The sequence below is a fragment of the Flavobacterium terrigena genome (assembly GCF_900108955.1).
GTDB lineage: Bacteria > Bacteroidota > Bacteroidia > Flavobacteriales > Flavobacteriaceae > Flavobacterium > Flavobacterium terrigena.
The window spans coordinates 185113-211720 of record NZ_FNYA01000005.1 but is presented as its reverse complement, the minus strand read 5'-3'; the positions used below and the strand labels follow the sequence as shown (position 1 = coordinate 211720).

The window sequence follows — 26608 nt, the reverse complement described above, 5'->3', positions numbered from 1 at the left end:
GAGAACATTATCTCGCTTTTTTTATTTAATAATCACTCAATTTTTGTGGTGTTTCAATATATTCTTTTACAATTTGTAAAACACCATCATCATTGGTGTCAATTAACCATTTGATTAGTGAAATTTTACCGTTTTCAATTTCAATTCCGGTTATGTTTCTGGGATGAACGCAACTTCCATCGTTAAAAAAATTCAGTAAATTTTCACTTGGTTTCGGAAAATGTGGTCGGTGAGTGTGACCTACAATGGTGATTTTATTTCCGTTATCGGCAATCCATCTTTTAATTCTTCTTTCAATTTTTAACGATTCGAGATAGTTTTTAGCGGGACTTGTTGGGTCTTTAATTCCCCAAACTTGTAGCGGTTTCCAAAGTATTCGAACAAAAAAACGATTGAATTTCCAACCCACATAATTCATAAAATCCGCTTGATGTCCGTGCGTTAAAAAGACTTCTTGACCTGTTTCTGCATGTTCTAAAACAATCGCTTCGTTAAAGGCTAAAGTTGGCATTAAAGGTACGTTTTTGCCAGCCGCAGTATCAAAATATTCAGCAAAATGTTTTTTTACAACATTCGAATTTCGGTAAACCATATCGTGATTCCCATAAATCATATGTAATTTATTTCTGTGATAGAACTTCTTTAAAAGTAAATACACGTTTTTATTCGCTTCAATAATATCTTTAAAAAATAAATTTTCCCATAATTCATCGCCATCGCCTAATTCAATATACTGAAAATCATTTTTGTAATATTGATGTAAAGCATGCATATAAATGTTCCGATTGTTGGCAAAATCATCTGCAAAACTTCCATCTCCACGATGACAATCGCTAAACAGGATAAACTTGTCCGAATCGGTAAATTTAATTCGAAGGGCGTTTTTGTAAGCTCTTGTTAATCGGGTTTGTGATGACATGGTAAGTTGTTTCTAACAAATATATGAAAAAATAGTAGTTGAAACTTATTTTCTAAAAACACAAAAGCCACTATTACAGTGGCTTTGTTTATTTTAAATTGTGATATTAATGACGTCTCTTTTTAGTATAATTTTTTGCACTCTTATCACCATAAATTTTCTTGGCTTGTCCAGGTGGAAGAGGTTTAGATCTAACTGTAGTTCTATGATGAACATGAACACAACTTACTAAAGTAGTTAAAGTTGAAATAAAAAGAGTTACAATTAATAATTTTATGAATATATTTTTTCTCATAGTATTTTTTAAATATTATTTTCCTGTAAAAATAGCTTTTCTTTTTTCTAAAAAGGCTGTTGTTCCTTCTTTAAAGTCTTCTGTTCCGAAAGAAGCACCAAAGTTTTTAATTTCAGTTTGAAAACCATTCACACCATCTTCATAATTGGCATTAATCGATTCAATTGCTTTGGCAATCGCTACACTTGAGTTGTTGCTAATTCTTGTTGCAATTGATTTCGCTAAATCTAATAATTCTTCTTGAGGCACAACATGGTTGACTAAACCGTATGATTTTGCTGTTTCTGCATCAATCATGTTTGCTGTCATAATTAATTCCATAGCTCTACCTTTTCCGATTAATTGAGCCAAACGTTGCGTTCCTCCATAACCAGGAATCACACCTAAAGTTACTTCTGGTAATCCCATTTTGGCATTAGTTGAAGCAATTCTGAAATGACAAGACATCGCTAATTCTAATCCACCACCTAAAGCAAAACCGTTTACTGCGGCAATAACTGGAGTTGGTAAATTTTGTACAAAATCGAATAATAATTCTTGACCTTTAGCGGCTAATTGTTCACCTTCTGAAACAGAAAAATGAGCAAATTCTGAAATATCTGCACCAGCAACAAATGCTTTTTCACCGCTTCCTGTTAAAATAATGACTTTTGTAGAACTGTCATTATTTAAATCGTTAAATGCGTTGTGCAATTCTTCAATTGTAGCCTTGTTTAAAGCGTTTAATTTTGTGGGTCTGTTGATAGTAACAATTGCTAAATTGTCTTGTTTTTCAATTAAAATATTTTCCATTTTTTAGTTTTTTATAGGTAATGTTGCTGTAAATGTGGTTCCTTTTCCTTCTTCGGTATCAAAAGTAATGGTTCCGTTATAGTTTTCAATAATATTTTTAATAATCGCTAAGCCTAATCCCATTCCCGAATTTTTTGTGGTAAATTTTGGTTCGAAAATATAAGCGGAATTTTCTCCTGAAATCCCAATTCCGTTATCCGAAACTTTTAAAACAAAATTATTTTCTGTTTTGGAAAGATCCACAATTACCGATTTTATTTCTTGATTTTCTGGAATGGCTTGAATGGCATTTTTAACCAAATTCGTTACAATTCGAGTCAATTGAGCAGGGTCGAAAAGTGTAAAAATTTCTTTTTCTGTAGTTTTGAATTCGATAAACTCTTCGTTAAATATTTCTAAAGCTCTTTTGCTGATTTGAACAATGTTTACGATTTCATTTTGTTGTGCTGGCATATTGGCAAAATTCGAAAAAGCACTCGCCACTGTTGTCATCGTGTCAATTTGATGAATTAGTGTTTCCGAATAATCTTTTAATTTCTCATTGATATTTGGATCGTTCACATCAAACTTTCTTTGAAAACTCTGAATAGTCAATCGCATTGGTGTTAGCGGATTTTTAATTTCGTGTGCCACTTGTTTGGCCATTTCGCGCCAAGCGTGTTCTCGTTCACTTTGAGCAAGTTTTTGCGCACTTTCTTCTAACGTATCCACCATATTGTTGTACGATGAAATTAAAGCGTTAATTTCCTGATTTCCGGGTTGAAGTGTTAGCTTTTGATTGCGTTCATTTAATTGTGTGACTTCTAATTTTTCAGAAATTTGAGAAATTGATTTCGTGATATTGCTCGATAATAAATAAGACAATAGTATAGAAATAATGAACATTATGGCATAAACCTGCGCATATCTTGTTAAGAAATTCCGAGCCTCTTCGTTGTAAAAATCGCTGTTTTCTTCATATGGAATATTTAAAATCGCTAAGTTTTTAAACTTCACATCTTTAATATAACTGTAAGACGTTTTTAAAAAGGTTTCGTTATCTTGAGCTTTAGTGATTACCAATCTTTTTTCGGAAGAATTCTCCAGTTCTTTAAGGATTTGTGGACTTATATCTGGAATTTTTTTATCGATTTTAAATGCCGATTTGGAAGATAAAATTAGTTTTCCGTTTAAATCGAAAAAATTAATTTCTAAACTATGAATGTCGGATAATTCGTGAATTCGATCTTTAAAAATATAACGAACATTTTTGGTTAAAAGCGGATAACTTGTGGTTTGTAGGATATATTCAATATGTTCTTTTATAGCACTTTCTTTTCGAGATAAACGTTCTTCGTGATATTCTTTTGCTTCAAAACGGAAGTGAATTAATGATACAATCGATATCAAAATCGTAGAAAACGTTGTTAAAAACAACATCGACAAAAAGATTCTTCGTCTTAATGATAGCGTATGTATTTTGAAAAATTTATTCACCTTTTTTTTCTCTAATTCTTTTATAGAATTTAAATCCAAGCATTATTATGACAGAAAATAGTATAATTCCAACTACACCAAAAATCCAGTTGATGGCATTTTTTAAAATTACTAAAAAAACAACCGCAAACAAAATAATGGTAGCGCCTTCGTTCCATAAACGCATAAAGTTTGAAGTATAGTTAACTTTATCGTTTTGTAAATCTGTATAAATAAGGTGACATTTGTAATGATATAGAAACAATAAGGCAACAAAACCTAATTTCACTTGCATCCAACGCATTTCTAAAAAAGCTGGATTTATATATAATAAAGAAATGGCAAAAATAACCGCTAAAATCGAACTTGGCCAAGTAATAATGTACCACAAACGATAGGTCATTATTTTGTATTGCTTTTGTAAAATTTCTTTTTCAGGCGAAGGCATTTTGTTGGCTTCAATTTGATACACAAACAAACGCACAATGTAGAATAAACCTGCAAACCAAGTGATTACAAAGATTAAGTGTAAAGATTTTAGATACTCGTACATAGGTTGTTGTTAGTTGTATTTCAAGTTGAATGCGATTTTCACTTGGTTCTTTTACTTTTTATCTTCTTTAAACTCTTCAATCCATTTCGCAACAACGGCACACCATTCGTCTTCGTCATTCATACATGGAATTGCTAGGAATTCTTCACCACCATGTTCTTTAAATTGATGATTCGCTTCCATGGCAATTTCTTCCAAAGTTTCTAAACAGTCCGCCACAAAAGCTGGAGTGACAACAGCTAGTTTTTTAATCCCTTTTTCTGGCATTTTATTAATTTCTACGTCAGTGTATGGTGTTAACCATTTGTCGCCTGCTAAACGCGATTGAAAAGTTTGGCTGTATTTTCCTTCTGGAATACCTAATAATTTCACAACTTGTTTCGTGGTTTCATAACATTGATGACGGTAGCAAAACTCGTGTGCTGGCGATGGTGTATTACAACAAGAACCATCAATTTTACAATGTGATTTTGTTACATCCGTTTTTCTAATATGTCGTTCAGGAATTCCGTGATATGAAAATAATAAATGATCATATTCAAAACCTTCCAAATGTCTTTTCATAGAATTGGCTAATGCCTCAACGTAACCCGGTTTGTTATAAAAAGCTGGAACGTTTGTGAATTTCATATTTGGGAAATGCTTCGCACGAAGTTCTTCAGCTAAAACCAAAATAGTTGTTGTTGAAGCCATGGCGTGTTGTGGATACAAAGGGAAAAGCATCACTTCCGTTACACCTTTGTCATGTAATTCTTGTAACCCTTTTAAAATCGTCATCGATCCATATCGCATTGATAAAGCAACAGGAATATCAACAAGTTTCTTTACTTTTTCATGCATTTTTTTAGAAAGAACAATTAATGGTGAACCTTCTTTTGTCCAAATCTTTGCATACGCCTCTGCAGATTTCTCTGGGCGTTTTCTTAAAATGATACCTCTAACTAAAAAAGCACGCAATAAATAAGGAACATCTATTACGTATTTATCCATTAAAAATTCGTCTAAATAAGGCTTAACATCTTTTGGGGTAGGGCTTTCTGGCGAACCAAGATTTACTAATAATACTCCTTTCATTTTGTGAAAATATTTTCTTCAAAAATACTAAATATTTGTTAGTATTCAATTTTTTGTATTTCATCTATAAAATTCGCTTTTTACCGATTTTTCTTAAGAATATAACAATCTTTATGTTAAAAGTTAAAATTATTCAAAATAAAATAACTTTTTTGTTACAAATTTCATATCTTGGCTTTTTGATGTTAAATTTTTACAACCCCTGACTATGAAAAAAAAATACTTTATAATTTTATTTACTGCATTTTTATCTTCTCAAGCTCAGAATGTAGGAGTAAATACTTCAAATCCACAGCAAGCTTTGCATTTGGGTTCCAATACTGGGACTATTAGAGTGGATGGTTTAAATTCAACCAATAATGTTTTTAATGGCGGAGTTGCCGGTCAAACTTATCCACTTTATGTGGATAGTAATGGAGACATGACTCTTAGAGTTTCTGCATACCAAAACAGTGATGGTTCGGATGCTTATACTACTGCTGGAGTAAATGGTACTGTTGCTATTACTGCAGCTCAAGCAAATGATGGTTATGAAACCGTTGAAATTACTTCATACACTTTTACAGTTGCACGTAATACAACACTTGAGGTAAAATACTCTTTAAGTATTGAAGTATTTCAGGATAATCTTTTAACCATAATAAAAGATGCTTATGCTAGAAACATTACTAATTTTTTTACTTTAGACACACCGGTTCTTGCACCTGCAACAAGAAGATATGCACCAAGTTCAAAATGTTATTTCAATAGAAATGATGCTGGAACAAATCCTGCCGCAGCTCCAGATGCTGCAACTGGTTTTATTTATAATAGTGGCACTACTTACATGGCATTAACAACAGGTACTCATACTATTCGTTTTTATGGAACGGTTTGTTCTGGAACCAATAACCAAAATACTTTTGTAAGGTTTGCTGGTGGACCAGATGCCATTTTCTTACGTTTATATTAATTCCAAATATTATGAAAAATATACTACACTATATATTCGTTTTGTTCTGTAATTTCTTATTTTCTCAAGTAGGAATTGGAACAACTACTCCGCAACAAGATTTACACATTGCTGGAGCAGGTACAACTATTCGTATTCAAAGTTTGAATGCAACAAACAAACCACTATTAAACGTTCCTCCAAGATTAGCTCCAGTTTATGTGACTGCTAATGGAGATTTAACGCTTGATCCTCCAAATTATACCGTAGGTGAAAGTCTTGGGGTAAATGAACCTTTAAATTTTTTAATTAGTGTGCCAAACTTCGTTCCAAATGGACCTTATGGAGATGGAACTGTTGTTGCGAATGATGCCACAGTAACAAGTGCTTTAACCCAAATTGTTTCGGTACCTTTCACTTGTCCACAAAATGCCTTAATTGAAGTACGTTATGCCATGACAATTGACTTATCTGATCAATTTTTACCAGCACCAGCAGCTTCAACTTTTTCTGATATTTCTGCCAAAACTGTTCGTTGTTATTATTATATTGATTTGAATAATGATGGATTAGACGCTACGGAACTTTCAAAAAAATATGGTTTGCATGGTGAAGCGTATACTTCTTATACTCAAGGATCTGTTGGGTATGCATTTATTCATGGCGTAGGATATGGAAACATTCCAGAAGGAAATCATTCATTGGTTTTCTATGGCGAAACAGCTGATGGAAATAATAGACTTACTTATGTAGGTTTTGGAGGTTCTTCAGATTATTTAAAAATTCGTATTTATAATTAATATTTAGGTTATGAAAAAAATATTCCCCCTATTATTTACCTTCTCTTCATTATTTACTTTTGCTCAAGTTGGAGTTAATACTACAAATCCACAAGAAGAAGTACATGTTGCAGGAGCTACTTCAACTATTCGTGTTGAAGGTTTAAATGAAGTCAATAATCCTTTGAATTTAGGACCTAGTGAAAACACTAGGGTTTTTGCTAATGCCAATGGTGATTTAGTTTTAAGTCCAATTCCAACAAACATTGAAATTCTTTTTAACCCATATAATTATCTTCAAGATCCTTTAGATACTGGTGGTGCTGATACCAATCAAGTCAATCAAACTGGAGTTGGGTCAGGTTATTCTGAAGCAGGATGGCCAAGACAAATAGGTCCAGGTTTATCAACATTTACCTTGACCAGACCAGCTATTGTGGAAATAAATTATGCTATTTCATACGAAATATACAAAGCAGGAAGTCCTATTGACGATTATCATGCGCGTACGGCTCAATTTTATTCTTATTTAAGACAAGGTGGGCCTGCTGGAGCAATTGTTGTTAATGATTTAGATGGTGTGCCAATTAATTTTGCGGGTAATCCTGGAGCATTAGGTTATAGTGGAAATTTCTATACAAATGGAAGTGCTTCAGGAGCTGGTGGTGGAGAAGCATTTAATAAAAAATTCTATGCCTGTGGTCATGATTATATTGCATTAGGACCTGGAACCTATTGCCCAATGTTTGCTGGGATTTTGTTTGTAGCTGATACTGGAGGAACTGGAGCTGTTAAAATGCAAATGGGTGGCGGCGATGATGAAGTAATTATTGTGGCACATTATTATAATTAAGATGAATTACAGATACTAAAAAAGAGCCAATTGGCTCTTTTTTTATTTTTCTAATAAATATTTCTTAGGTGTTGTACCATATTTTTTCTTAAACGCTGCAATAAAATGACTCGAAGTGCTGTATCCAATATTTAAACCCACTTCGTTTACATTATACGAACCTGAATCTAATAAATTACGAGCGTATTCCATTTTATAATCAAATAGAAAGTTAAAAACGGTATCACCATAAATTTCTTTGAAGCCCACTTTTAATTTTTTAAGCGAAATCCCAACTTCATCAGCTAATTCTTGTAAACTTGGCGGTTCAGCCATATTTTTTATAATGATTTCTTTGGCTTTTTTAATTTTCAAAACATTTCCTTCGTCAGATAAAAACGGACAATGTTCTGCATTTGGATCTTCATTGGTGTTGAAAAATAAACTCAACAATTCGTAGCTTTTTCCTTTTAAATACAAGGTTTTAATTGACGAATTTTGATTGTAATGAAAAATCTGATTCAACACAATTGCCATAGACGGACTAATGCTTTCTTCTGTATAATATTTTTTCTCTAAATTATCTTTACTCAAAAATGGAATCGTTTCCGCATCATTCGAAAATAAAGTGTGGAATTTTTTAATCGAAATCAAAATAGAAATAATCCAACTTTTAGGTTCAATTTCTAAATGTAGCGGCAATTCTTTTTGCGGATTGTATAATAAAAGCGCTTTTTCTTCATTCAAATCTAAGGTATACGAATTGTTATTGAAAATAAATTTACCTTTTCCTTTTACATTAAAATGAAATTGAATTAATCCTGTACCAACCTGTTTTTCAAGCGTTTCTGTCTCGTTAGAATCGTTCTGAAATCGTAATAATGTAAAATCGTCATCAATTTTAATTTCTTCTAATGAACTCATAGCGTTATTTTTTTATTTTAAATTTGCCCCAAAATTGTAAAACCAAGCATTTCTTATTTATAATTATTCTAAACAAAGCACTTGCGTGGTGTTGAATTTGTTACAAAGTTACTAGTTTATAGCAAAATAAGTACAATTTATGTAAAAAAAACTATTTACGATATAAAAAGTACTTTTAGCGTTGTTTTTATAAAGTAGTAAACAATAATTTTGTGCATCTTTAAGAGATAAAGGAATTTATGGAGAATCATTCACCCGCAAAACAAAATACTTTCTACGCTATCGGTCTGAGCTACAAAAAAGCTGATGCCGAAATTAGAGGTAAATTTAGTTTAGACGAAAAAGCCAAAGCCAACTTATTGGAACAAGCCAAAGCTAATGGTGTGGAGAGTTTATTAGTGACTTCTACGTGTAACAGAACCGAAATTTACGGTTTTGCACAACATCCTTTTCAATTAATTCAATTGCTTTGCGATAACAGTCAAGGTTCATTGGAAGAATTTCAAAACTACGCTTACGTTTACAAACAAAAAGAAGCTTTAAATCATATGTTCCGTGTTGGAACAGGTTTAGATAGTCAGATTTTAGGTGATTTTGAAATTATTGCTCAATTGAAAAATGCGTTTGTAGAAAGTAAAAAACTAAATTTAGCCAATGCATATTTAGAACGGTTGGTAAATTCAGTAATTCAAGCGAGTAAGAAAGTTAAAAACGAAACCGAAATTTCTAGCGGAGCAACATCTGTTTCTTTCGCAGCGGTTCAATATATTTTTAAGAATGTAGAAGACATTTCTAACAAAGACATTTTGCTTTTCGGAACAGGAAAAATTGGAAGAAATACTTGTGAAAACCTAGTAAAACATTCAAAACACGATCAAATTACGTTAATCAACAGAACAAAAGATAAGGCGGAAAAATTAGCCAAAAAATTAAATCTTATTGTGAAGGATTATTCGGATTTACAAATCGAATTACAAAAAGCAGACGTAGTTGTAGTAGCTACTGGCGCTCAAAATCCAACAATCGATTTAGATATTTTAAATTTAAAGAAACCGTTGTTGATTTTAGATTTATCGATTCCGAAAAATGTAAACGAAAACGTAAAACAAAATCCATTCGTAACTTTGGTACACATGGATCATTTGTCGCAAATGACGGATGAAACTTTAGAAAACAGAAAACAACATATTCCTGCTGCCGAAATTATCATTACAGAAATTCTAACCGAATTTTTAACTTGGTCAAAAGGTAGAAAATACGCACCAACCATTCATGCTTTAAAAGCAAAATTAAACGCGATTAAAGAATCGGAAATCAACCACTTGAAAAAGAAAAATGCCGATTTTAATGATGAATATGCTGAAATTATTACTGCAAAATTAATTCAAAAAATAACCAGCCATTTTGCCAATCATTTAAAAGATGATAACACTGTTGTGGAAGAAAGTGTAGAATGGATCAATAAGGTTTTTCAAATTGACTAATGACAAAGCAAAAAACAATAAGAATAGGAACTCGCGATAGCGAATTAGCACTTTGGCAAGCCAAAACAGTTGAAAAACAGTTAAACGATTTAGGTTATAAAACCGAAATTACGGCTGTAAAATCGGAAGGCGATATTGTTTTAGACAAACCTTTATACGAATTAGGCATTACAGGAATTTTCACAAAGACTTTAGATATTGCGATGATTCAGGGCAAAATTGATATTGCCGTGCATTCTATGAAAGATGTACCAACGCAATTGCCAAACGGAATTATTCAAGGTGCGGTTTTAGAAAGAGCTTCCACTTTAGATATTTTAGTTCATAAAGGAAATTTAGATTTCCTAACTCAAGAAAATAGTACAATTGCTAGTAGTAGCTTACGAAGAAAAGCAAGTTGGTTACACAAATATCCAACACACAAAGTAGAAGATATTCGCGGAAATGTTAATACACGCTTACAAAAAGTAGCTGATTCTGAAACTTGGAGTGGTGCTATTTTTGCCGAAGCCGGTTTAGAACGCATCAACGTAAAACCTTCGACTTTTATTCCATTAGATTGGATGATTTCAGCTCCAGCTCAAGGTGCAATGTTGGTGGTTTGTAATGCAGAAGATTTCTTTTCTCTTGATGCGGTTTCACAATTAAATCATATAGAAACAGAGATTTGTACGTATATAGAACGTCAATTTTTAAGAACGTTAGAAGGTGGTTGTACCGCGCCAATTGGAGCAATAGCGACTTATAACGAAAAAGATGATATGATTGATTTCACGGGTGTTTTACTATCAATTGATGGAAAACAAAAATTAGAAGTTTCTAAAAAAGTGGATGTTTCCGAATGGAAAAAATTAGGATTCAATTGTGCTCAAGAAATTTTAGCCAATGGCGGAACAGCAATAATGACTGAAATTAAAGAAAAACTAAAAAAATAATGTCTGATAAAACTACAATACTTTCAACCAAAACCCTTTCTGCAATTCAAAAACAAGTATTGTTAGACGAAGCTATTCAAGTTATTGAAGCCGATTTCATCAAAACAGAAAATGCTTCTTTCGAAATAAAAAACCTGAACAAAAATTTAATTTTCACGAGTCAAAATGCCGTTTTAAGCATTTTCCAACATCCAAAAATTGAAGATTTAAAACAAAAAACAGTTTTTTGTGTCGGATTAAAAACCAAAGAATTACTTAACGAAAATGGATTTACAGTTGAAGCCTACACAGGTTATGCGGAAGATTTAGCCGAAATTATTACGTTAGTCTATTCAGATGAAAGTTTTACTTTTTTTAGTGGAAATCTTCGTAGAGATACTTTGCCAGAAATGTTGTCGGAAAATGAAATCACTTTCAATGAAATTAAAGTGTACGATACGACATTAACACCACATAAAATCGCAGAAAAAGTAGATGGAATTCTGTTTTTCAGTCCATCAGCCGTAACAAGTTATTTGAAAAAGAACTCACTTGCCAACGAAAAATTGTTTTGCATCGGAAATACAACTGCTGACGCGTTGAGAAATGTATTATCTGAAACTAAAATTAAAAACATAAAAACTGCATATCAACCAAGTGTTGAAAACGTTATAGAACAAGTTATAGAATATTATAATAAATAAATCCCTCGAAGGGTTTAAAATAAAAATAAAATGATAAAAAACGATTTATTCCTACGTGCCTTAAATAACGAATCTGTTGAACGTCCGCCAGTTTGGATGATGCGTCAAGCAGGAAGATATTTACCAGAATTTAGAGCGTTACGCGACAAATATGATTTCTTCACACGTTGTGAAACTCCAGAATTAGCAGCAGAAATTACAGTTCAACCGATTAGAATTGTAAAACCAGATGCAGCAATTTTGTTTTCAGATATTTTGGTTGTGCCACGTGCAATGGGAATTCACGTAGAATTAAAAGACAATTTAGGACCAATTATTCCAAATCCAATCAGAACTTCGCAAGATGTAGAAAAAGTGTTTGTTCCAGATGTGAATGAAACGTTGGGTTATGTTTTTGATGCGATTAAATTGACCAAACAAATGTTGAACGATGAGGTGCCATTAATCGGTTTCGCAGGTTCACCTTGGACAATTTTCTGTTACGCGGTTGAAGGAAAAGGTTCTAAAAGTTTTGATACAGCGAAAGGATTTTGTTTCTCAAATCCAGTAGCAGCACACGTTTTATTACAAAAAATTACAGATACAACTATCTTATATTTAAAAGAAAAAGTAAAAGCAGGTTGTAACGCGATTCAAATTTTCGATTCTTGGGGTGGAATGTTATCTCCAGTGGATTATCAAGAATTCTCTTGGCAATACATCAACCAAATTGTGGAAGCCTTAGCGGAAGAAACGAAAGTTATCGTTTTCGGAAAAGGATGTTGGTTTGCCTTAAACGACATGGCAAAATCAAAAGCTTCTGCATTAGGTGTAGATTGGACCTGTTCGCCAAGAAACGCTCGTTATTTATCAGGTGGAAAAATCACTTTACAAGGGAATTTCGACCCATCAAGATTATTATCGCCAATTCCAACCATCAAAAAAATGGTACACGAAATGATTGACGAATTCGGAAAAGACAATTATATCGTAAACTTAGGTCACGGAATTTTACCAAATATTCCAGTTGATCACGCGAAAGCATTTGTGGAAGCGGTGAAGGAATATAACAAGTAGTTAGTCTCAGTCTCGGTTTACAGATTAACTGCGACTGAAAACTGCGACTGAAAACTGAAACAATGAAAAATAAATTCTACACCTACATACAAAATCTTCAAGATCAAATCGTTGCTGGATTAGAAACAGTCGAAGGAAAAGCGAAGTTTCGTGAAGACATTTGGGTGCGACCAGAAGGTGGCGGCGGAAGAACGCGCGTTATCGAAAACGGAAATGTGATTGAAAAAGGCGGTGTGAATATTTCGGCAGTTCATGGTAAATTACCAGATTCTATGCAGAAATTATTCAATGTTGGGGAAGCTGATTTTTTTGCTTGTGGATTGAGTTTAGTCATTCATCCAAAAAACCCAATGGTGCCAACAGTTCATGCAAATTGGCGTTATTTTGAAATGTATGATGATAATGGAAACGTGATTAATAGTTGGTTTGGTGGCGGACAAGATTTAACACCTTATTATTTGTTTGAAGAAGATGGAAAACACTTTCATCAAACTTGTAAAACAGCTTGTGACAAACATAATCCAGAATTCTACCCAAAATATAAAAAACAATGTGACGCGTATTTTTGGAATGCTCACAGAAACGAAGCGCGTGGTTTAGGTGGTTTATTCTTTGATTATTGCAAGGAAACAGAAGGTATGAAAATGGAAGATTGGTTCAATTTCGTAACAGAAGTTGGAAACTCTTTTTTAGAAGCTTATGTTCCAATTGTAGAAAAAAGAAAAGATTTACCTTTTACAGCTGAACAACGCACTTGGCAAGAAATTCGTCGTGGTCGTTATGTAGAATTCAATTTGGTTCACGATAAAGGCACACTTTTCGGACTAAAAACCAACGGAAGAATTGAAAGTATTTTGATGAGTTTACCACCACATGTACAATGGGTTTACGACCATCATCCAGAAGTGGGTAGCGAAGAAGAAAAACTAATTAAAGTATTAGAATCACCAGTTGATTGGATTTAGAAAAAACATTAAAACAAGCGAAATAAGGTTAACAATTAGTGAAACGAAATTTAAAGTTTTGATAGTAAACTTTTCTTTATAAAAGTTATAAAAAAACTTACTATAAACAAGATTAGAGAAAGAAAAACAAAAAAAGGCACACCTATATAAATTAATAGAGTAGCTGATGCTATATCGCCAAATTCAAAATTGGTAATTTTAAAAACACAAATGTAAATAAGTGCAATTACACTAAAAATTAATCTTTTTTCCATAAGACAAATATATAAATTATGTTTCCATTACAAAGAGGTCGTCGTTTAAGAGTAAATGAATCAATAAGAAGTTTGGTTCGTGAAACCACATTAAGTCCAAGTGATTTTATGTTTCCGATGTTTATTGCTGAAGGCGAAAACGTAAAGGTTGAAATTCCATCAATGCCAGGAATTTTCCGTCGTTCAATCGATTTGACTGTGGAAGAAGTGAAAGAGCTTTTCGCATTAGGAATTCGTGCGGTGAACATTTATGTAAAAGTAGATGAATCTTTAAAAGACAATACGGGTAAAGAAGCTTGGAATTCAAACGGATTAATGCAACAAGCCATAAAAGCTATCAAATCGGCTTGTCCGGAAATGGTGGTAATGCCTGATGTAGCTTTAGATCCGTATTCAATTTATGGTCACGATGGAATTATTGAAAATGGAGATATTGCTAATGATGCCACAAATGCAGCTTTAGTAAAAATGGCTGTTTCTCATGCGCAAGCTGGTGCCGATTTCGTTGCGCCAAGTGACATGATGGATGGAAGAGTTTTACGCTTACGCGAAGGTTTAGATGCAGCTGGATTTCACAATGTTGGAATCATGAGTTATTCGGCGAAATATGCTTCTGCTTTTTACGGTCCGTTTAGAGATGCTTTAGATAGTGCACCAAGAGAAGCAGATGTGGTAGTTCCAAAAGACAAGAAAACCTATCAAATGGATTACGCCAATCGTATCGAAGCCGTTAAAGAAGCTTTATGGGATGTGGAAGAAGGTGCAGATATGGTTATGGTTAAACCAGGAATTGCGTATTTAGATATTGTTCGTGAAGTGAAAAATGCGGTGAATGTTCCTGTAACTGTTTTCCATGTTTCTGGCGAATATGCGATGATTAAAGCCGCTTCAGAAAGAGGTTGGTTAGATCACGATAAAATTATGATGGAACAATTGATGTGTATTAAAAGAGCGGGTGCGAGTTTAATTTCGACGTATTTCGCTAAAGAAGCTGCCATTTTATTGAATAAATAATGACGTGATAATTATCATTTTTATACTAAAAATAGTATTGTAAATTTGATAATCAAAATAAAATTCGAAATGAAAAACTTTAAGAAACTTCTTTATTTAGCTGTACTTACTTTAGGTTTTGTTAGTTGTGGCGAAAAAAAAGAAACCGATCCAATGGGAAATCCTATTGAGGAAACTAAAACAACAACAAAAGCACTCTCATCTGAAGAATTAGGTAAAGAATTATTCGAAGGTAAAGGAATGTGCTTTACTTGTCATAAAGAAGATACCAAAATTATTGGACCAAGTATTAAAGAAATAGCTAAAATCTATACAGATAAAAAAGCGAGTATTTCTATATTCTTACAAGGAGAAACCGACCCAATTGTTGATCCGGCCCAATTTGAAATCATGAAAGCTAATTTCGCGATTACTAAAGAAATGACAGATGAAGAGTTAAAAGCTTTGGAAGAATATATGTTAAGTTATAAATAAAAAAAGCTCAAAACTTAGTTTTGAGCTTTTTTGTGCGGGTGAAAGGACTCGAACCTTCACACCTTGCGGCACCAGATCCTAAGTCTGGCGTGTCTACCAATTTCACCACACCCGCATTGTGGAGTGCAAATATATAAACATTGTTTGCTTTTGCAAAGGAATTTAAATTATTTTTTTAAATTCCTGTTTTTTCCCTCATTTCCATTTTAATTTTGTGTTTTTATTAACATTGTTGTTTGTTTTTTAAACTTTTTTAAATTTTTTGTTATATTCGTAGCCTCAAACCCAAACAAACCTACTATTACAATGAAAAATAAACTACTAAAAATCAGCGTCTTAACTGGTTTAATTGCAATTAGCTGCTATTTTGTCTATCATAATGGTTATTTGCAAGAATTTAATCTAGAAAAAAAGGAAATTAAGAGAAGTAATACGAGTAATAAACAAAATGTTGTAGAAAGCCCAGTTATAAAAACTGAAGAGAATGCAACTGAAGAGAATTTAATCGTAGAAAATTCCACGAAATTAATTGCTACAAATTCAAAACAAAATTTTTCTAAAGGAAGAACAGTTTCTGTAACACCTGAAATTCAATCTGAAGAGAAAAATGTTTCTACTTTAAGTCAAAAAGAATTAGATTCTATTGAAAAAATTCGTGAAAAATATCAAAATACAATTGTAAATCATCCATTTAGGCAGCAAATGATTCTGCCTAAAAAGGAAAGAAAAGCTATGGGTTTGCCACCCAATGCATACAATGAACAAGAATGGTTGTATACTATGGATCCAAATTTAGGAAGACCTACTCCTGAAGTTACTTTAGATTTACAAAAAACGTTAGATGCACAATTAGAAAATGGAAGAGTTCCTGGTGATGGTTTAGACAATCAATGGGTAGAACGTGGACCAAACAACGTTGGAGGTAGAACAAGAGTTTTGTTCTTTGCTCCAGGAAGTACTACAAAAGTTTTTGCTGGTGCTGTGAATGGTGGACTTTGGGTGAATACTGATATTACGAATGCAGCTACTTCTTGGACTCAAGTTTCAGGAGTGCCAAGTAATATGGCGGTCACTTGTTTAACTGTTGATCCTCAGAATTCTCAAATTATGTATTTAGGTACAGGTGAAGTGTATACTTGGGGAGCCGTAAATGGTAATGGTGTATATAAATCTATTGATGGTGGTACAACATGGAGATTAATTTATGGAACTTCAATTGGTGCAGCACTTGCTGATCAGTTATCCTATATTCAAGATATTATTGCTTGGAGAAACCCAACTACAGGATTAACGGAAGTATATTTTGGAGCAGATGCTATGTATTATTCTGAAGCAGTTGGCGCAACTCAATGGGTTGGAACAAACATGGTTGGTTTGTGGAAAAGTACAGATGGAATTAATTTTGCAAAATTTACTAATGTAGCATTGCAATCTTCAGCAGGGACTTATTGTGCGCCAAATAGTTTTTCTATTGATTTCACAGGAAATCTTTTTATGGGAACTAAAAGAAGTGCATTTGGAGCTGGTGGTGGAAGAATATATAAATGTACAACTGGAACAGACTGGGCTTTGGTGAGAACTTTATCTGGAGTAAACGGAAGAGTACAATTAAAATGTTCTAGACAAACTGCCGGAAGAGCTTTTGCGCTTTGTGAGGATTATGCTACTAAGAAACCTGTTATTAAAAGATCAGCAGATAATTTTGCGGCAGATGATACAACGGTTAGTTTGCCAACAAGTATAGGGGCTCAACCGCCAGCAGCAAACGATTTTTGTAGACAACAAGCTTTTTATGATTTAATGATTGGATTAAATCCATCAGATGATAATGAAGTATATGTTGGAGGTATTGAAATTTTTAAAACAACCACAGCTTTTACTGGAGCTAATTCTGCAATGTGGACGCAGTTAACAGATTGGACAATTAATCCAACTGCTGCAGGAAACGCAACTGCAAATTCTTTAGATGGAGTGCATTCTGATCACCATGTTATGGCTTTCTGCCCAACTCAGACTTCACGAGTTGTTTTTGGTTGCGATGGGGGTGTGTATTATAGTAATAATTCAGGAACAGCGATTGGAGAAAGAAATAAAGATTATAATGTAACTCAAGTTTATAAAGGTTCAATAGATCAATCAGTTGCGAATAACAAAATGTTAGGTGGTTTACAAGATAATGGTTCACAATTGATGACTAATCCAGCAATGATAGGAGCTGGTACAGAAATTTATGGAGGTGATGGATGTTGGGAATTTATAGATAAACAGCAACAGTACATAGTGGCTTCTTATGTATATAATAGATATGTATATTGTACCTATGCAGGTGCAGCAACAGTATATATATCAAATAATACAACCGATGGAGATTTTGTGAATCAATGTACTTTAGATAGTAATTTAAACATTCTATATACAAACGGAAGTTCAAGTGGAACGTATAGAATTTTTAGAAATGCTATAAATCCAGCTGATGGTGCAACAGTTTCCACAACTTTAACTAATGCAGCAATTAATGCTATTCCAACTTATTTTGAAACTTCACCTTATACTCCTGATAGAATTATGGTGGGATTGTCAACTGGTAGATTAGTTAGAATGGATACTGCTTCTGGTACTCCAGTATATACAATTATCGCAACTCCTTTTGCAGGCGCAATTTCAGATATTAAATATGGAAATTCTGAAAATGATTTGTTTGTTACGATGCATAATTATGGTATAGCAAGTATTTATTATTCAGCTGATGGAGGAGCAAACTGGTCAAATAAAGAAGGAAATTTACCAAATATTCCAGTAAAATGTATTCTTCAAAATCCTAATGCTACTAACGAAGTAATTATTGGTACGGAATTAGGAGTTTGGTACACAGTTGATTTTAATGTAGCCAATCCAAACTGGAGAAGAGCAAATACAGGAATGAAAGACTGCAAAGTATTGTCATTCGATTATAGGGCAGCAGATCAAACCATTTTGGCAGCTACTTTTGGAAGAGGAATGTGGACAGGAAAATTCTGGCAATGTGGTGCTACAACTAAAACTTGGAATGGAACAGCTTGGTCTCCAGCTGGAACGCCAACTTCTAAAGACGCTGTAGTTTTTACAGGAAATTATACTTCAACAGCAACTTTAGATGCTTGTTCGGTAACTGTAAATACAGGTGCGGCGGTTACATTTCTTACGGGACATTCTTTACGAGTAGGTGAAAATGTAACAGTAAACGGTACAGGTTCATTAACAATAAATAGTGGTGCGGCTTTAGTTCAATATACAAAACACGCTGTGAATACAGGAAATATTATTGTAAAACGCAATTCTGCAAATATGATTCATAACGATTATACGGCTTGGGCTTCGCCAGTTGTTAATCAGAATTTATTAGCGTTTTCGCCAAACACATTAGCGACTCGTTTTTATACATACAATAGGGTTAATTCTGGGACATCAGCTACAGCTTATACTTCTGTAGCTCCAGGTTCAACAGCATTTGCAACAGCAAAAGGGTATATGATTCGTGTAAACAATAACTGGACATTAACACCAGCAGTTTACAATGGTCAATTTACGGGTGTTCCAAACAACGGAACCTTAACTTATGCAGTTGGTGTAGGTTATGAATTATTAGGAAATCCATATGCTTCTCCTATAAGTGCCTACCGATTATTAATTACGAATCCAAAATTGAATACACTTTATTACTGGACTCATACAGCTCCAGCTAGTGGAGGTATTTATCCAATTAATAATTATGCGTCTTATACGACTTTAGGAGGAACGGCTTCAGCAGCTGGTGGCGCAATTCCGAATGATAAAATTAATGTAGGGCAAGGTTTCTTTGTTCAATCAGCGGTGGCATATACAGTTACTTTCGAAAATGAGTTAAGAGAAGATGCAGTTACAACGTCTCAATTTTTCAAAAATCCTAATGCGGTTGCTGAAAATGTAGAAACAGAAAAACACAGAATTTGGTTAAATTTAAATGATGCTACGAAAAGCTACAATCAAATTTTAGTAGGTTATACTACCAATGCAACTGACGGAATTGACAGTAAAATTGATGGTAAAATGCTAGACACTTCTAAAACGATGTTATATAATTTAATTGATAATGACGCATATGTTATTCAAGGAAAAGGCTTGCCGTTTTCTGATGAAGATGTAGTGAAATTGGGATTAAAAGTTACGGAAGCAAGTAATTTCGAAATTAACATCGAACAAGTTGATGGCATATTCGCTAATCATGATGTATTTGTAAAAGATAATTACACTCGTGCGATTCATAACTTAAAAGAAGGTTCGTATTACTTTATTTCGCAAGATGGAACATTTAATGATAGATTCGAATTAATTTACAAAAAAGCTGTTAAAGAAGATGTTGCGACTAAAAACACAGTTGATGTATTAGTGAAAAATAACGAATTAACCATTCAAACATATCAATCTGCTATTGTAAGTGTTGAGGTATATGATGTTTTAGGAAAAGTAATTTTTACTAAAAACGGAATCAATAACAAACAATTTAATACCAATCAAATTACTGCTTCAAAACAAGCTTTAGTTGTAATAATTCAATTAGAAAATGGTGAAGTTGTAACGAAGAAAATAATCATGTAATCTTCAATTAATTGAAATGAAAAAGGGTTCCAATAATTTTGGAACCCTTTTTTTATGTTTATTGATTTTTGTGTAATTCTGTAAAGTACTTGTAGAATAACGGAATCGTTTCAATTCCTTTCATATAATTAAAAATTCCATAATGTTCGTTTGGCGAGTGAATCGCATCACTATCTAAACCAAATCCCATCATAATTGTTTTGCTTTTTAATTCTTTCTCAAATAACGCAACAATCGGAATACTTCCGCCAGAACGAACTGGAATTGGTGTTTTTCCAAAGGCCTCTGAATACGCTTTTGAAGCCGCTTGATAACCAATGCTGTCAATTGGAGTTACATAACCTTGTCCGCCATGATGAGGTGTTACTTTTACCGTAACCGCACTTGGAGCAATACTTTCAAAGTGCTTTTTGAATAATTCTGTAATATTTTCCCAATCTTGATTCGGAACTAAACGCATAGAAATTTTTGCAAATGCTTTACTTGCGATAACTGTTTTTGCACCTTCGCCAGTATAACCACCCCAAATTCCGTTTACGTCTAAAGTTGGACGGATTGAGTTTCTTTCATTTGTAGTATATCCTGCTTCACCGTAAGTGTCAGCAATGTTTAAGGCTTTTTTGTAATCATCTTCAGAATACGGTCTTTTTGCCATTTCGGCTCTTTCTTCTAACGATAATTCTTCCACACCATCATAAAAACCTGGAATGGTAATGTGATTGTTTTCATCATGTAAAGAAGCAATCATTTTCGTTAAAATATTAATTGGATTCGCCACAGCGCCACCATATAAACCTGAATGTAAATCTCTATTCGGACCAGTAACTTCTACTTCCACGTAACTTAAACCACGTAAACCAGTAGTAATTGATGGTTGTGTGTTAGAAATCATTCCTGTATCTGAAATTAAAATTACATCACAAGATAATTTCTCTTGATTGCGTTCTACAAACCAACCTAAACTTTTTGAACCTACTTCTTCTTCACCTTCAATCATGAATTTCACGTTACAAGGCAAATTGTTATTTGCAATCATGTATTCGAAAGCTTTCACGTGCATGTACATTTGACCTTTGTCATCACAAGCGCCACGAGCAAAAATCGCTCCTTCTGGATGAATTTCTGTAGTTTTGATAACTGGTTCAAATGGAGGAGAATCCCATAATTCAATTGGATCGGCTGGTTGCACGTCATAATGACCATAAACCAAAACTGTTGGTAAACTTGGATCGATAATTTTATGTCCGTAAACGATTGGATAACCTGGTGTTTCACACATTTCTACCACATCGCAACCCGCTTTTTCTAAACTTGCTTTTACCGCTTCTGCCGTGTTAATTACGTCTTGTGCGTATGCGCTATCGGCACTAACAGAAGGCATTTTCAGTAATTCAATTAATTCTTTAATGAAACGTTCTTTGTTTTCCTGAACGTATTGTTTTATATTTTCCATGGTTGTTTTTTATAAAGTTCAAATATACGAAATCAATTTTAAAGGCAAAAGGTGTAAGGCAAAAGGTAAATGGTGAAAATCAAAACAATGCCAAAAATCAAGTTCAATTTTCAAACTTAAATGGACTTTGATGAGCGATGTGTCTTTTTTTTAAAGGAAAAAGCTTATATGACTTATATGTTTAAAAAAGCAACAATTTACTTTCAAAACGCTGATTTAAAAATAATTGAACATTGAACATTGCAAATCGGAAATTATTTTTATCTTTGCACCCTTAATTAACCGAGGTCGAGTACCTCAAATTTAATCATAAGATTATGTCAGTAAAAATTAGATTACAAAGACACGGTAAAAAACAAAAACCTTTTTACTGGGTTGTAGCTGCTGATGCACGCTCAAAAAGAGATGGTAAATACTTAGAAAAAATCGGTACTTACAATCCAAACACAAACCCTGCAACTATCGAATTAAACTTAGATAGCGCAGTAAAATGGTTGCACAATGGTGCTCAACCAACTGATACAGTAAAAGCAATTTTATCTTACAAAGGTGCTTTATTGAAACATCACTTAGATGGTGGAGTAAGAAAAGGTGCTTTAACTCAAGAACAAGCTGATGCTAAATTAGCAACTTGGTTAGAAGAAAAAGCTGGAAAAGTTGTTGCTAAAAAAGACGGTTTAAGCAAAGCTGATGCTACTGCTAAAGCTAATGCTTTAAAAGCGGAAAAAGCGGCTAACGAAAAGCGTATGGCTGCACAAGCTGAAGCTGCAAAAGTAGAAGAAGTAGTTGAAGAAACTGCTGCTGAAGAAGTTGCAACTGAAGAAGTAGTTGAAGCTGCTGCTGAAGAAACTACAGAAGCTCCTGCTGCTGAAGAAACTAACGAAGAAAAAGAAGCTTAATATACTGCGATTATGCGTAAAGACGAATGTTTCTATTTAGGCAAAATCGCTAAAAAATTTAGTTTCAAAGGAGAAGTTCTTATCTTTTTAGATACGGACGAACCTGAACTTTATCAAAATTTGGAATCAGTTTTTATTGAATACAATAAAAATCTGGTTCCATTTTTTATTGAAAAATCTGCCATTCATAGAGATAAATTTCTTAGAGTTAAATTTGAAGATGTTGATACGGAACTAGAAGCCGACAACATGAAAAATTTAGAAGTGTATTTACCTCTTACCATGTTACCAAAATTGGAAGGTAACAAATTCTATTTTCACGAAATTATTGGATTTAAAGTTATCGATCAACGTTTAGGTGATATCGGAACCGTTCATGCTATTTTGGATAATGCTGCACAACCTATTTTTGAAATTTTCAAAGGTCAAAAACAAGTTTTAGTACCAATGATTGATTCTTTTATTATTGAAGTTAATAGAAAAGATAAAGAATTGGTTTTAAATACACCAATTGGCTTAGTCGATTTATATTTAGAGTAAACTTATTCTAAATGACTTTTTCATTCAAACAATTTTCTATAAATCAGGAAAAATCCGCCATGAAAGTGGGAACAGATGGTGTTTTATTAGGCGCTTGGACACCTTTAATTAACAATCCTTACAATATACTTGATATTGGAGCTGGAACAGGCTTAATTTCGCTTATGTTAGCTCAAAGAAGCTATGCAGAACAAATTGATGCGATTGAAATTGAAGAAAACGCGTATGAAGAATGTGTAGATAATTTTGAAAATTCTCCTTGGGCCGACAGATTGTATTGTTATCACGCAGGTTTAGATGAATTTGTAGAAGAATTGCAAGAAATTGACGAAGAAACAAATGAGTTTGAAATGTTAGAACAGTATGACGTTATTGTTTCCAATCCGCCATTTTATTCTGAAGATTATAAAACAGAAAGCGAACAACGTGATTTAGCTCGTTTTGCAGATGCACTTCCTTTTGACGAATTAGTAGAAGCTGCTTATTTGTTATTGTCTGAAAATGGAATCTTATCGGTAATTATTCCTTATGCTGCAGAAGAAAATTTTATCGCTTTAGCGAAACAATCTTTATTATATCCTTTGAAAATTACTCGTGTAAAAGGTACGCCAACTACAGAAATTAAAAGAAGTTTATTGGCATTTACTCGTATCGAACAAACACCAATTATTGATGAATTAGTCATTGAAACCGCGCGCCATCAATACACTCCAGAATATATCGAACTGACAAAAGAGTTTTATTTGAAAATGTAGGTTTAGTTAACTTTTATAAATTCCTCCATTCCGTTTTCTGTCATTAAACCAACATGTGATTTTATAACTTTCATGTCTTTATCGATAAGTAAAGTATAAGGAATTGATTTACTTAATTGGAAAAATATTTCATTCTTTTCATATTCTTTTGATTTTTCACTTAGAATAAATTGTTTCCAAGGCATCATTTCCTTTTCTAATGCTTTCTGCCACAATCTTTCATTTTCATCTGTTGATACAGAAACAAAATCAACTTCATTTTTGTGCTTTTTATAAATATTTTTTAAAGCTGGAATTTCTTGTCTACAAGGTCCACACCAACTAGCCCAAAAAACCACTAAATGTTTATCGAACTTTTTATCTAAAACATTTTCTTTTTCTCCTTTTTGATTTGTAAGAATAGGTGAAACTATTTCTTTATTCTCTAACCTTTTTTTATTATAATCTCTTAATTTCAAAAAAGTATCACTATTAGTAATTTTTCCATTGAAACTATTTAATAAGTTATCAACTTGTATAGGTGTAAAACTATTTCTATATTCATTAATACTGTATAACAAATGAAAGGAATTAGAATACTTTTTTATTTTTAACAATACTTTGCTATATGTGTTTTTATTAATATTATCAAACAAATCGCCATCAGTATGGAATAAAGCATTAGTTTGATAACCAGCTTTAATTTCGGGACTATTTACGAATTTTGTCTTTGAATCATTTAGTATTCCAATAGGACTATTATCAATTAATTTACCATTAATAATTATTATTGAATCAGATAAGAAAAATTGAGAATTATAGCTTCCATTGTTATATTTTGCTTTAGTTGGAAAGCTAATTGCTCTAAAAACCCCATTCTTATCTATGTGATGTATAGCCATATAAATAGGCTCATCAGAATCAGTTTTATAATTAAAATTAAATATCCCATTTTCAGTATCGATACTGTCAATTTTGTTAATATAATTATCTTTCGATAAATACAGCTTTCCATCTGGCAAATTAGGGATATTTCCTTCTATGATAATCTGACTGCTTTTTTTGTTACAAGATGAAAAAAGTAGGAGTAAAAATATTATTAAAGTATTAGTTTTCATTTTCTATTGCTTATTATTTTAGTTATTGAAACCGCGCGTCATCAATACACTCCAGAATATATCGAACTGACAAAAGAGTTTTATTTGAAAATGTAGGTTTTCAATTATTCCACTTTATACATGCTCCTAAACTGATAAAAAATACGTTCAATTAGTCGTAAATCTTCTGTAATAATATCTGCAGAACCACGCATTTCTTGTTGAAATTGAATTTTCTTTTTATACGAAGTTTCTAATCCTTTTGGCAAAGCAATATCCATTAGTAAATTACCATCTTTATCTGGTGTTAATGATATTCTTTTGACTTTTCCTTTTACGATTCCGAATTCTCTATCAGGATAATTGGCTAAACGAATATTAACACGCTGATTTTCTTTAATTTTCCCTGAGTTTAAAGCGGCTGCTTTTAATTTTCCTACGAAACCATTTTGATTTGTTGGAATAATGGCAAACATATTTTCTCCAGCAGCAATGTTTTGGTTTACCGACCAAATTTGTAAAAACGTCACAATTCCTTCATCCGACGAACGGAAAACATAGTTTAATTCCCAATCTTTGATTGCTTTTTTTAGTTGGTAAAAAGCTTGTAACACATTCGTTTCTAAATTGGTATTTTCTTTGTTTTCGTTAATTTGTGTGGTTTGATTGTTTCTTTTTAAATCGTTTATAGATGATTTGGTTTGCGAAATTGAACTCAATAAATTCTTGTAATTCTTCTCAGCTTGAAGATAGATTAAACGTTGTTTCTCGATTTCTTGAGCTGAGATTACCCCTTTTTTAAATAAAGTTTCTTGTCGGTTTAAATCGATTTTTTGAATTTGTAATTCATTTTCAGTGATAGCTTTTTGTGCAATTAGCAACTGCAATCTTTCGGCTAATTGTGTTTTTTCATAGCCTTGCGCATTCGCATCTACATCAAAAGGTTTTAGCTTTTTGTTTAAATTATCTGCAATATATTGTTTTTGGAAAACGGCAAAACTGGCTTCAACTTCACCTAATTGAGCATTTTTAAACTTATCAAATGGGAATTCGCTTTTGTCTAAATTAATATTCTCGATAGTTGATTTCAACAAAAAAACATCTTTGTAATTGGCAGAATTTTCAATCACTGCTAAAGGTGTATTTGCTTTTACATTTGCTTTGTCTTCAATTAAAATCGCCTGAATTTTTCCATTCACTTTTGCAATTAGCTTTTCTGGTGGTGTGTTTGTGGTGATAATAATTTCGCTACTCACAATATCTGGATATCTAATAAACCAAGAAGTAAATAATAGCATTAAAATGATTCCAAAAATTAGAAAAGTTCCCCAACGAATCATCCAATTAGGAACTTTTGTTAGTATATCTTGTACTTCTTCGCTACGAAGCTGGAAGTCAGGAGATGGAAGCTGGGAGTTTGAAGTTGGGGGTTTAGCGTTCGGAGTTTTGAATTCAGTCATTTTTTACTTTTGATTTAAAAGCAATTAACATATTCATTAAGTTAAATGCTTCATTATAATGTTTGTTAAATATTTCTTGTGTAATGTAATTTCTTCTTTTTGCTTTATGTAAACAAGTTACAGTTTCTGCTAAAGAACGAATAGAATAACCTAAAAAACGATTAAATTCTGCATTGGATTGTAAAATTGAACCTTCAGAAATATTTAAGGCAACTGAATCGGAAGCTCTTAATATTTGAGAGGAAAGATTATATATTTCATGTTTTGGAAATTGTAAAGACATAGTGTAAATTTCTTCACCATAATCCATTGCCCTTTGCCAAATTATTAATTTTTCAAATTTAAAGCTCATTATTGTTAATTTTTTGCTTGTTACTTCCGACTTCCAGCTT

The 26608-nt window shown here is 32.8% G+C and carries 24 protein-coding genes, 1 tRNA gene and 1 pseudogene; 15 read left to right on the top strand and 11 right to left on the bottom strand.

Features of this window, described 5'->3' with window-relative positions; all coding sequences use genetic code 11:
* Window positions 1–25: 25 nt before the first annotated feature.
* The 5 genes from BMX42_RS10070 to hemH all read right to left on the bottom strand — a co-directional run bounded on the left by BMX42_RS10070 (window position 26) and on the right by hemH (window position 5088).
* The gene (locus BMX42_RS10070; RefSeq protein ID WP_091313247.1) at window positions 26–919 is read right to left on the bottom strand and encodes a metallophosphoesterase; all 894 of its coding nucleotides are present in this window, start codon (window positions 917–919) and stop codon (window positions 26–28) included.
* A 310-nt stretch (window positions 920–1229) separates the two neighbouring features.
* On the bottom strand, window positions 1230–2006 hold the full coding sequence (locus BMX42_RS10060) for an enoyl-CoA hydratase/isomerase family protein (RefSeq protein WP_091313241.1): 777 nt from the start codon (window positions 2004–2006) through the stop codon (window positions 1230–1232).
* A gap of 3 nt (window positions 2007–2009) precedes the next feature.
* Entirely contained in the window at window positions 2010–3425 is a 1416-nt protein-coding gene (locus tag BMX42_RS10055) for a sensor histidine kinase (RefSeq protein ID WP_091313238.1), read from the bottom strand.
* A 49-nt stretch (window positions 3426–3474) separates the two neighbouring features.
* Entirely contained in the window at window positions 3475–4014 is a 540-nt protein-coding gene (locus tag BMX42_RS10050) for a CopD family protein (protein WP_091313236.1), read from the bottom strand.
* 51 nt (window positions 4015–4065) lie between these two features.
* Window positions 4066–5088: a ferrochelatase gene (gene hemH, locus BMX42_RS10045; RefSeq protein WP_091313233.1), complete on the bottom strand. Its 1023-nt coding sequence runs from the start codon at window positions 5086–5088 to the stop codon at window positions 4066–4068.
* A 208-nt stretch (window positions 5089–5296) separates the two neighbouring features.
* On the opposite strand from hemH, the gene BMX42_RS10040 reads away from it, so the two are divergent.
* The 3 genes from BMX42_RS10040 to BMX42_RS10030 are packed head-to-tail and all read left to right on the top strand — an operon-like array spanning window position 5297 to window position 7651.
* Window positions 5297–6040: a hypothetical protein gene (locus BMX42_RS10040; protein ID WP_091313230.1), complete on the top strand. Its 744-nt coding sequence runs from the start codon at window positions 5297–5299 to the stop codon at window positions 6038–6040.
* An 11-nt stretch (window positions 6041–6051) separates the two neighbouring features.
* Window positions 6052–6819, top strand: coding sequence for a hypothetical protein (locus tag BMX42_RS10035; RefSeq protein ID WP_091313227.1), 768 nt, complete (start codon window positions 6052–6054; stop codon window positions 6817–6819).
* Between the two features lie 10 nt (window positions 6820–6829).
* Complete coding sequence (locus tag BMX42_RS10030; RefSeq protein WP_091313224.1) at window positions 6830–7651, top strand: hypothetical protein; 822 nt, start codon at window positions 6830–6832, stop codon at window positions 7649–7651.
* 42 nt (window positions 7652–7693) lie between these two features.
* Here the strand turns inward: BMX42_RS10030 and BMX42_RS10025 are convergent, their stop codons facing one another.
* Window positions 7694–8554: a helix-turn-helix transcriptional regulator gene (locus BMX42_RS10025; protein ID WP_091313221.1), complete on the bottom strand. Its 861-nt coding sequence runs from the start codon at window positions 8552–8554 to the stop codon at window positions 7694–7696.
* A gap of 239 nt (window positions 8555–8793) precedes the next feature.
* On the opposite strand from BMX42_RS10025, the gene hemA reads away from it, so the two are divergent.
* The 7 genes from hemA to BMX42_RS09985 all read left to right on the top strand — a co-directional run bounded on the left by hemA (window position 8794) and on the right by BMX42_RS09985 (window position 15419).
* Complete coding sequence (gene hemA / locus BMX42_RS10020; protein WP_091313217.1) at window positions 8794–10038, top strand: glutamyl-tRNA reductase; 1245 nt, start codon at window positions 8794–8796, stop codon at window positions 10036–10038.
* Window positions 10038–10973 (top strand): hydroxymethylbilane synthase, encoded by a 936-nt coding sequence (gene hemC, locus BMX42_RS10015; protein ID WP_091313213.1) that lies wholly within the window; start codon window positions 10038–10040, stop codon window positions 10971–10973. The genes hemA and hemC overlap by 1 nt, the downstream gene beginning before the upstream one ends.
* Window positions 10973–11656 carry a uroporphyrinogen-III synthase gene (locus BMX42_RS10010; RefSeq protein WP_091313209.1) on the top strand — a complete coding sequence of 228 codons (684 nt, stop codon included), beginning with the start codon at window positions 10973–10975 and terminating at the stop codon, window positions 11654–11656. The genes hemC and BMX42_RS10010 overlap by 1 nt, the downstream gene beginning before the upstream one ends.
* Window positions 11657–11686: 30 nt before the next feature.
* Complete coding sequence (gene hemE, locus BMX42_RS10005; RefSeq protein WP_091313206.1) at window positions 11687–12712, top strand: uroporphyrinogen decarboxylase; 1026 nt, start codon at window positions 11687–11689, stop codon at window positions 12710–12712.
* 62 nt (window positions 12713–12774) lie between these two features.
* A complete protein-coding gene (gene hemF / locus BMX42_RS10000) occupies window positions 12775–13677 on the top strand; it encodes an oxygen-dependent coproporphyrinogen oxidase (RefSeq protein ID WP_091313202.1) in 903 nt (300 codons plus the stop codon).
* 272 nt (window positions 13678–13949) lie between these two features.
* Window positions 13950–14945, top strand: a complete 996-nt coding sequence (gene hemB, locus BMX42_RS09990; RefSeq protein ID WP_091313195.1) for a porphobilinogen synthase — start codon at window positions 13950–13952, stop codon at window positions 14943–14945.
* Between the two features lie 69 nt (window positions 14946–15014).
* Entirely contained in the window at window positions 15015–15419 is a 405-nt protein-coding gene (locus tag BMX42_RS09985) for a c-type cytochrome (RefSeq protein ID WP_091313191.1), read from the top strand.
* Window positions 15420–15452: 33 nt separating this feature from the next.
* Here the strand turns inward: BMX42_RS09985 and BMX42_RS09980 are convergent.
* A tRNA-Leu gene (locus BMX42_RS09980) sits at window positions 15453–15534 on the bottom strand.
* Between the two features lie 191 nt (window positions 15535–15725).
* Here BMX42_RS09980 and BMX42_RS09975 point away from each other — a divergent pair.
* Window positions 15726–20033, top strand: a complete 4308-nt coding sequence (locus tag BMX42_RS09975; protein WP_091313187.1) for a T9SS sorting signal type C domain-containing protein — start codon at window positions 15726–15728, stop codon at window positions 20031–20033.
* A 58-nt stretch (window positions 20034–20091) separates the two neighbouring features.
* Here the strand turns inward: BMX42_RS09975 and BMX42_RS09970 are convergent, their stop codons facing one another.
* Window positions 20092–21486, bottom strand: coding sequence for a dipeptidase (locus BMX42_RS09970; RefSeq protein ID WP_091313183.1), 1395 nt, complete (start codon window positions 21484–21486; stop codon window positions 20092–20094).
* A gap of 317 nt (window positions 21487–21803) precedes the next feature.
* Between BMX42_RS09970 and BMX42_RS09965 the strand changes: the two genes are divergently transcribed.
* From BMX42_RS09965 to BMX42_RS09955, 3 genes are read left to right on the top strand one after another with little or no spacing between them, the layout of a single operon-like run.
* On the top strand, window positions 21804–22385 hold the full coding sequence (locus BMX42_RS09965; protein ID WP_091313180.1) for a 30S ribosomal protein S16: 582 nt from the start codon (window positions 21804–21806) through the stop codon (window positions 22383–22385).
* Window positions 22386–22397: 12 nt separating this feature from the next.
* Window positions 22398–22925 (top strand): ribosome maturation factor RimM, encoded by a 528-nt coding sequence (rimM, locus tag BMX42_RS09960; RefSeq protein WP_091313176.1) that lies wholly within the window; start codon window positions 22398–22400, stop codon window positions 22923–22925.
* Between the two features lie 11 nt (window positions 22926–22936).
* Window positions 22937–23680, top strand: a complete 744-nt coding sequence (locus BMX42_RS09955) for a tRNA1(Val) (adenine(37)-N6)-methyltransferase (RefSeq protein WP_091313172.1) — start codon at window positions 22937–22939, stop codon at window positions 23678–23680.
* A 2-nt stretch (window positions 23681–23682) separates the two neighbouring features.
* Here the strand turns inward: BMX42_RS09955 and BMX42_RS09950 are convergent, their stop codons facing one another.
* Window positions 23683–24777: a TlpA disulfide reductase family protein gene (locus BMX42_RS09950; RefSeq protein WP_091313168.1), complete on the bottom strand. Its 1095-nt coding sequence runs from the start codon at window positions 24775–24777 to the stop codon at window positions 23683–23685.
* An 18-nt stretch (window positions 24778–24795) separates the two neighbouring features.
* On the opposite strand from BMX42_RS09950, the pseudogene BMX42_RS14625 reads away from it, so the two are divergent.
* A pseudogene (locus tag BMX42_RS14625) lies at window positions 24796–24873 on the top strand (tRNA (adenine-N(6)-)-methyltransferase); the annotation flags it as partial.
* An 8-nt stretch (window positions 24874–24881) separates the two neighbouring features.
* On the opposite strand, the gene BMX42_RS09945 reads toward BMX42_RS14625, so the two are convergent.
* Together BMX42_RS09945 and BMX42_RS09940 are read right to left on the bottom strand one after the other, a co-directional pair.
* Window positions 24882–26216: an HlyD family secretion protein gene (locus tag BMX42_RS09945; protein ID WP_091313165.1), complete on the bottom strand. Its 1335-nt coding sequence runs from the start codon at window positions 26214–26216 to the stop codon at window positions 24882–24884.
* On the bottom strand, window positions 26209–26568 hold the full coding sequence (locus BMX42_RS09940; RefSeq protein ID WP_091313162.1) for a four helix bundle protein: 360 nt from the start codon (window positions 26566–26568) through the stop codon (window positions 26209–26211). Before BMX42_RS09940 ends, BMX42_RS09945 begins: the two co-directional genes overlap by 8 nt.
* Between the last annotated feature and the right edge of the window lie 40 nt (window positions 26569–26608).

Excerpts from the sequence above, each read along its gene's own strand:
- BMX42_RS09985 (WP_091313191.1), top strand. The coding sequence starts at position 15,015 with ATGAAAAACTTTAAGAAACTTCTTTATTTAGCTGTACTTACTTTAGGT.
- BMX42_RS09975 (WP_091313187.1), top strand. The coding sequence starts at position 15,726 with ATGAAAAATAAACTACTAAAAATCAGCGTCTTAACTGGTTTAATTGCA.
- BMX42_RS10035 (WP_091313227.1), top strand. The coding sequence starts at position 6,052 with ATGAAAAATATACTACACTATATATTCGTTTTGTTCTGTAATTTCTTA.
- BMX42_RS10040 (WP_091313230.1), top strand. The coding sequence starts at position 5,297 with ATGAAAAAAAAATACTTTATAATTTTATTTACTGCATTTTTATCTTCT.
- BMX42_RS09965 (WP_091313180.1), top strand. The coding sequence starts at position 21,804 with ATGTCAGTAAAAATTAGATTACAAAGACACGGTAAAAAACAAAAACCT.
- rimM (WP_091313176.1), top strand. The coding sequence starts at position 22,398 with ATGCGTAAAGACGAATGTTTCTATTTAGGCAAAATCGCTAAAAAATTT.
- hemC (WP_091313213.1), top strand. The coding sequence starts at position 10,038 with ATGACAAAGCAAAAAACAATAAGAATAGGAACTCGCGATAGCGAATTA.
- BMX42_RS10055 (WP_091313238.1), bottom strand. The coding sequence starts at position 3,425 with ATGTTGTTTTTAACAACGTTTTCTACGATTTTGATATCGATTGTATCA.
- BMX42_RS10025 (WP_091313221.1), bottom strand. The coding sequence starts at position 8,554 with ATGAGTTCATTAGAAGAAATTAAAATTGATGACGATTTTACATTATTA.
- hemH (WP_091313233.1), bottom strand. The coding sequence starts at position 5,088 with ATGAAAGGAGTATTATTAGTAAATCTTGGTTCGCCAGAAAGCCCTACC.
- hemB (WP_091313195.1), top strand. The coding sequence starts at position 13,950 with ATGTTTCCATTACAAAGAGGTCGTCGTTTAAGAGTAAATGAATCAATA.
- BMX42_RS09940 (WP_091313162.1), bottom strand. The coding sequence starts at position 26,568 with ATGAGCTTTAAATTTGAAAAATTAATAATTTGGCAAAGGGCAATGGAT.
- hemF (WP_091313202.1), top strand. The coding sequence starts at position 12,775 with ATGAAAAATAAATTCTACACCTACATACAAAATCTTCAAGATCAAATC.
- hemA (WP_091313217.1), top strand. The coding sequence starts at position 8,794 with ATGGAGAATCATTCACCCGCAAAACAAAATACTTTCTACGCTATCGGT.
- BMX42_RS10070 (WP_091313247.1), bottom strand. The coding sequence starts at position 919 with ATGTCATCACAAACCCGATTAACAAGAGCTTACAAAAACGCCCTTCGA.
- BMX42_RS10030 (WP_091313224.1), top strand. The coding sequence starts at position 6,830 with ATGAAAAAAATATTCCCCCTATTATTTACCTTCTCTTCATTATTTACT.
- BMX42_RS09945 (WP_091313165.1), bottom strand. The coding sequence starts at position 26,216 with ATGACTGAATTCAAAACTCCGAACGCTAAACCCCCAACTTCAAACTCC.
- hemE (WP_091313206.1), top strand. The coding sequence starts at position 11,687 with ATGATAAAAAACGATTTATTCCTACGTGCCTTAAATAACGAATCTGTT.
- BMX42_RS10060 (WP_091313241.1), bottom strand. The coding sequence starts at position 2,006 with ATGGAAAATATTTTAATTGAAAAACAAGACAATTTAGCAATTGTTACT.
- BMX42_RS10010 (WP_091313209.1), top strand. The coding sequence starts at position 10,973 with ATGTCTGATAAAACTACAATACTTTCAACCAAAACCCTTTCTGCAATT.
- BMX42_RS10050 (WP_091313236.1), bottom strand. The coding sequence starts at position 4,014 with ATGTACGAGTATCTAAAATCTTTACACTTAATCTTTGTAATCACTTGG.
- BMX42_RS09950 (WP_091313168.1), bottom strand. The coding sequence starts at position 24,777 with ATGAAAACTAATACTTTAATAATATTTTTACTCCTACTTTTTTCATCT.
- BMX42_RS09970 (WP_091313183.1), bottom strand. The coding sequence starts at position 21,486 with ATGGAAAATATAAAACAATACGTTCAGGAAAACAAAGAACGTTTCATT.
- BMX42_RS09955 (WP_091313172.1), top strand. The coding sequence starts at position 22,937 with ATGACTTTTTCATTCAAACAATTTTCTATAAATCAGGAAAAATCCGCC.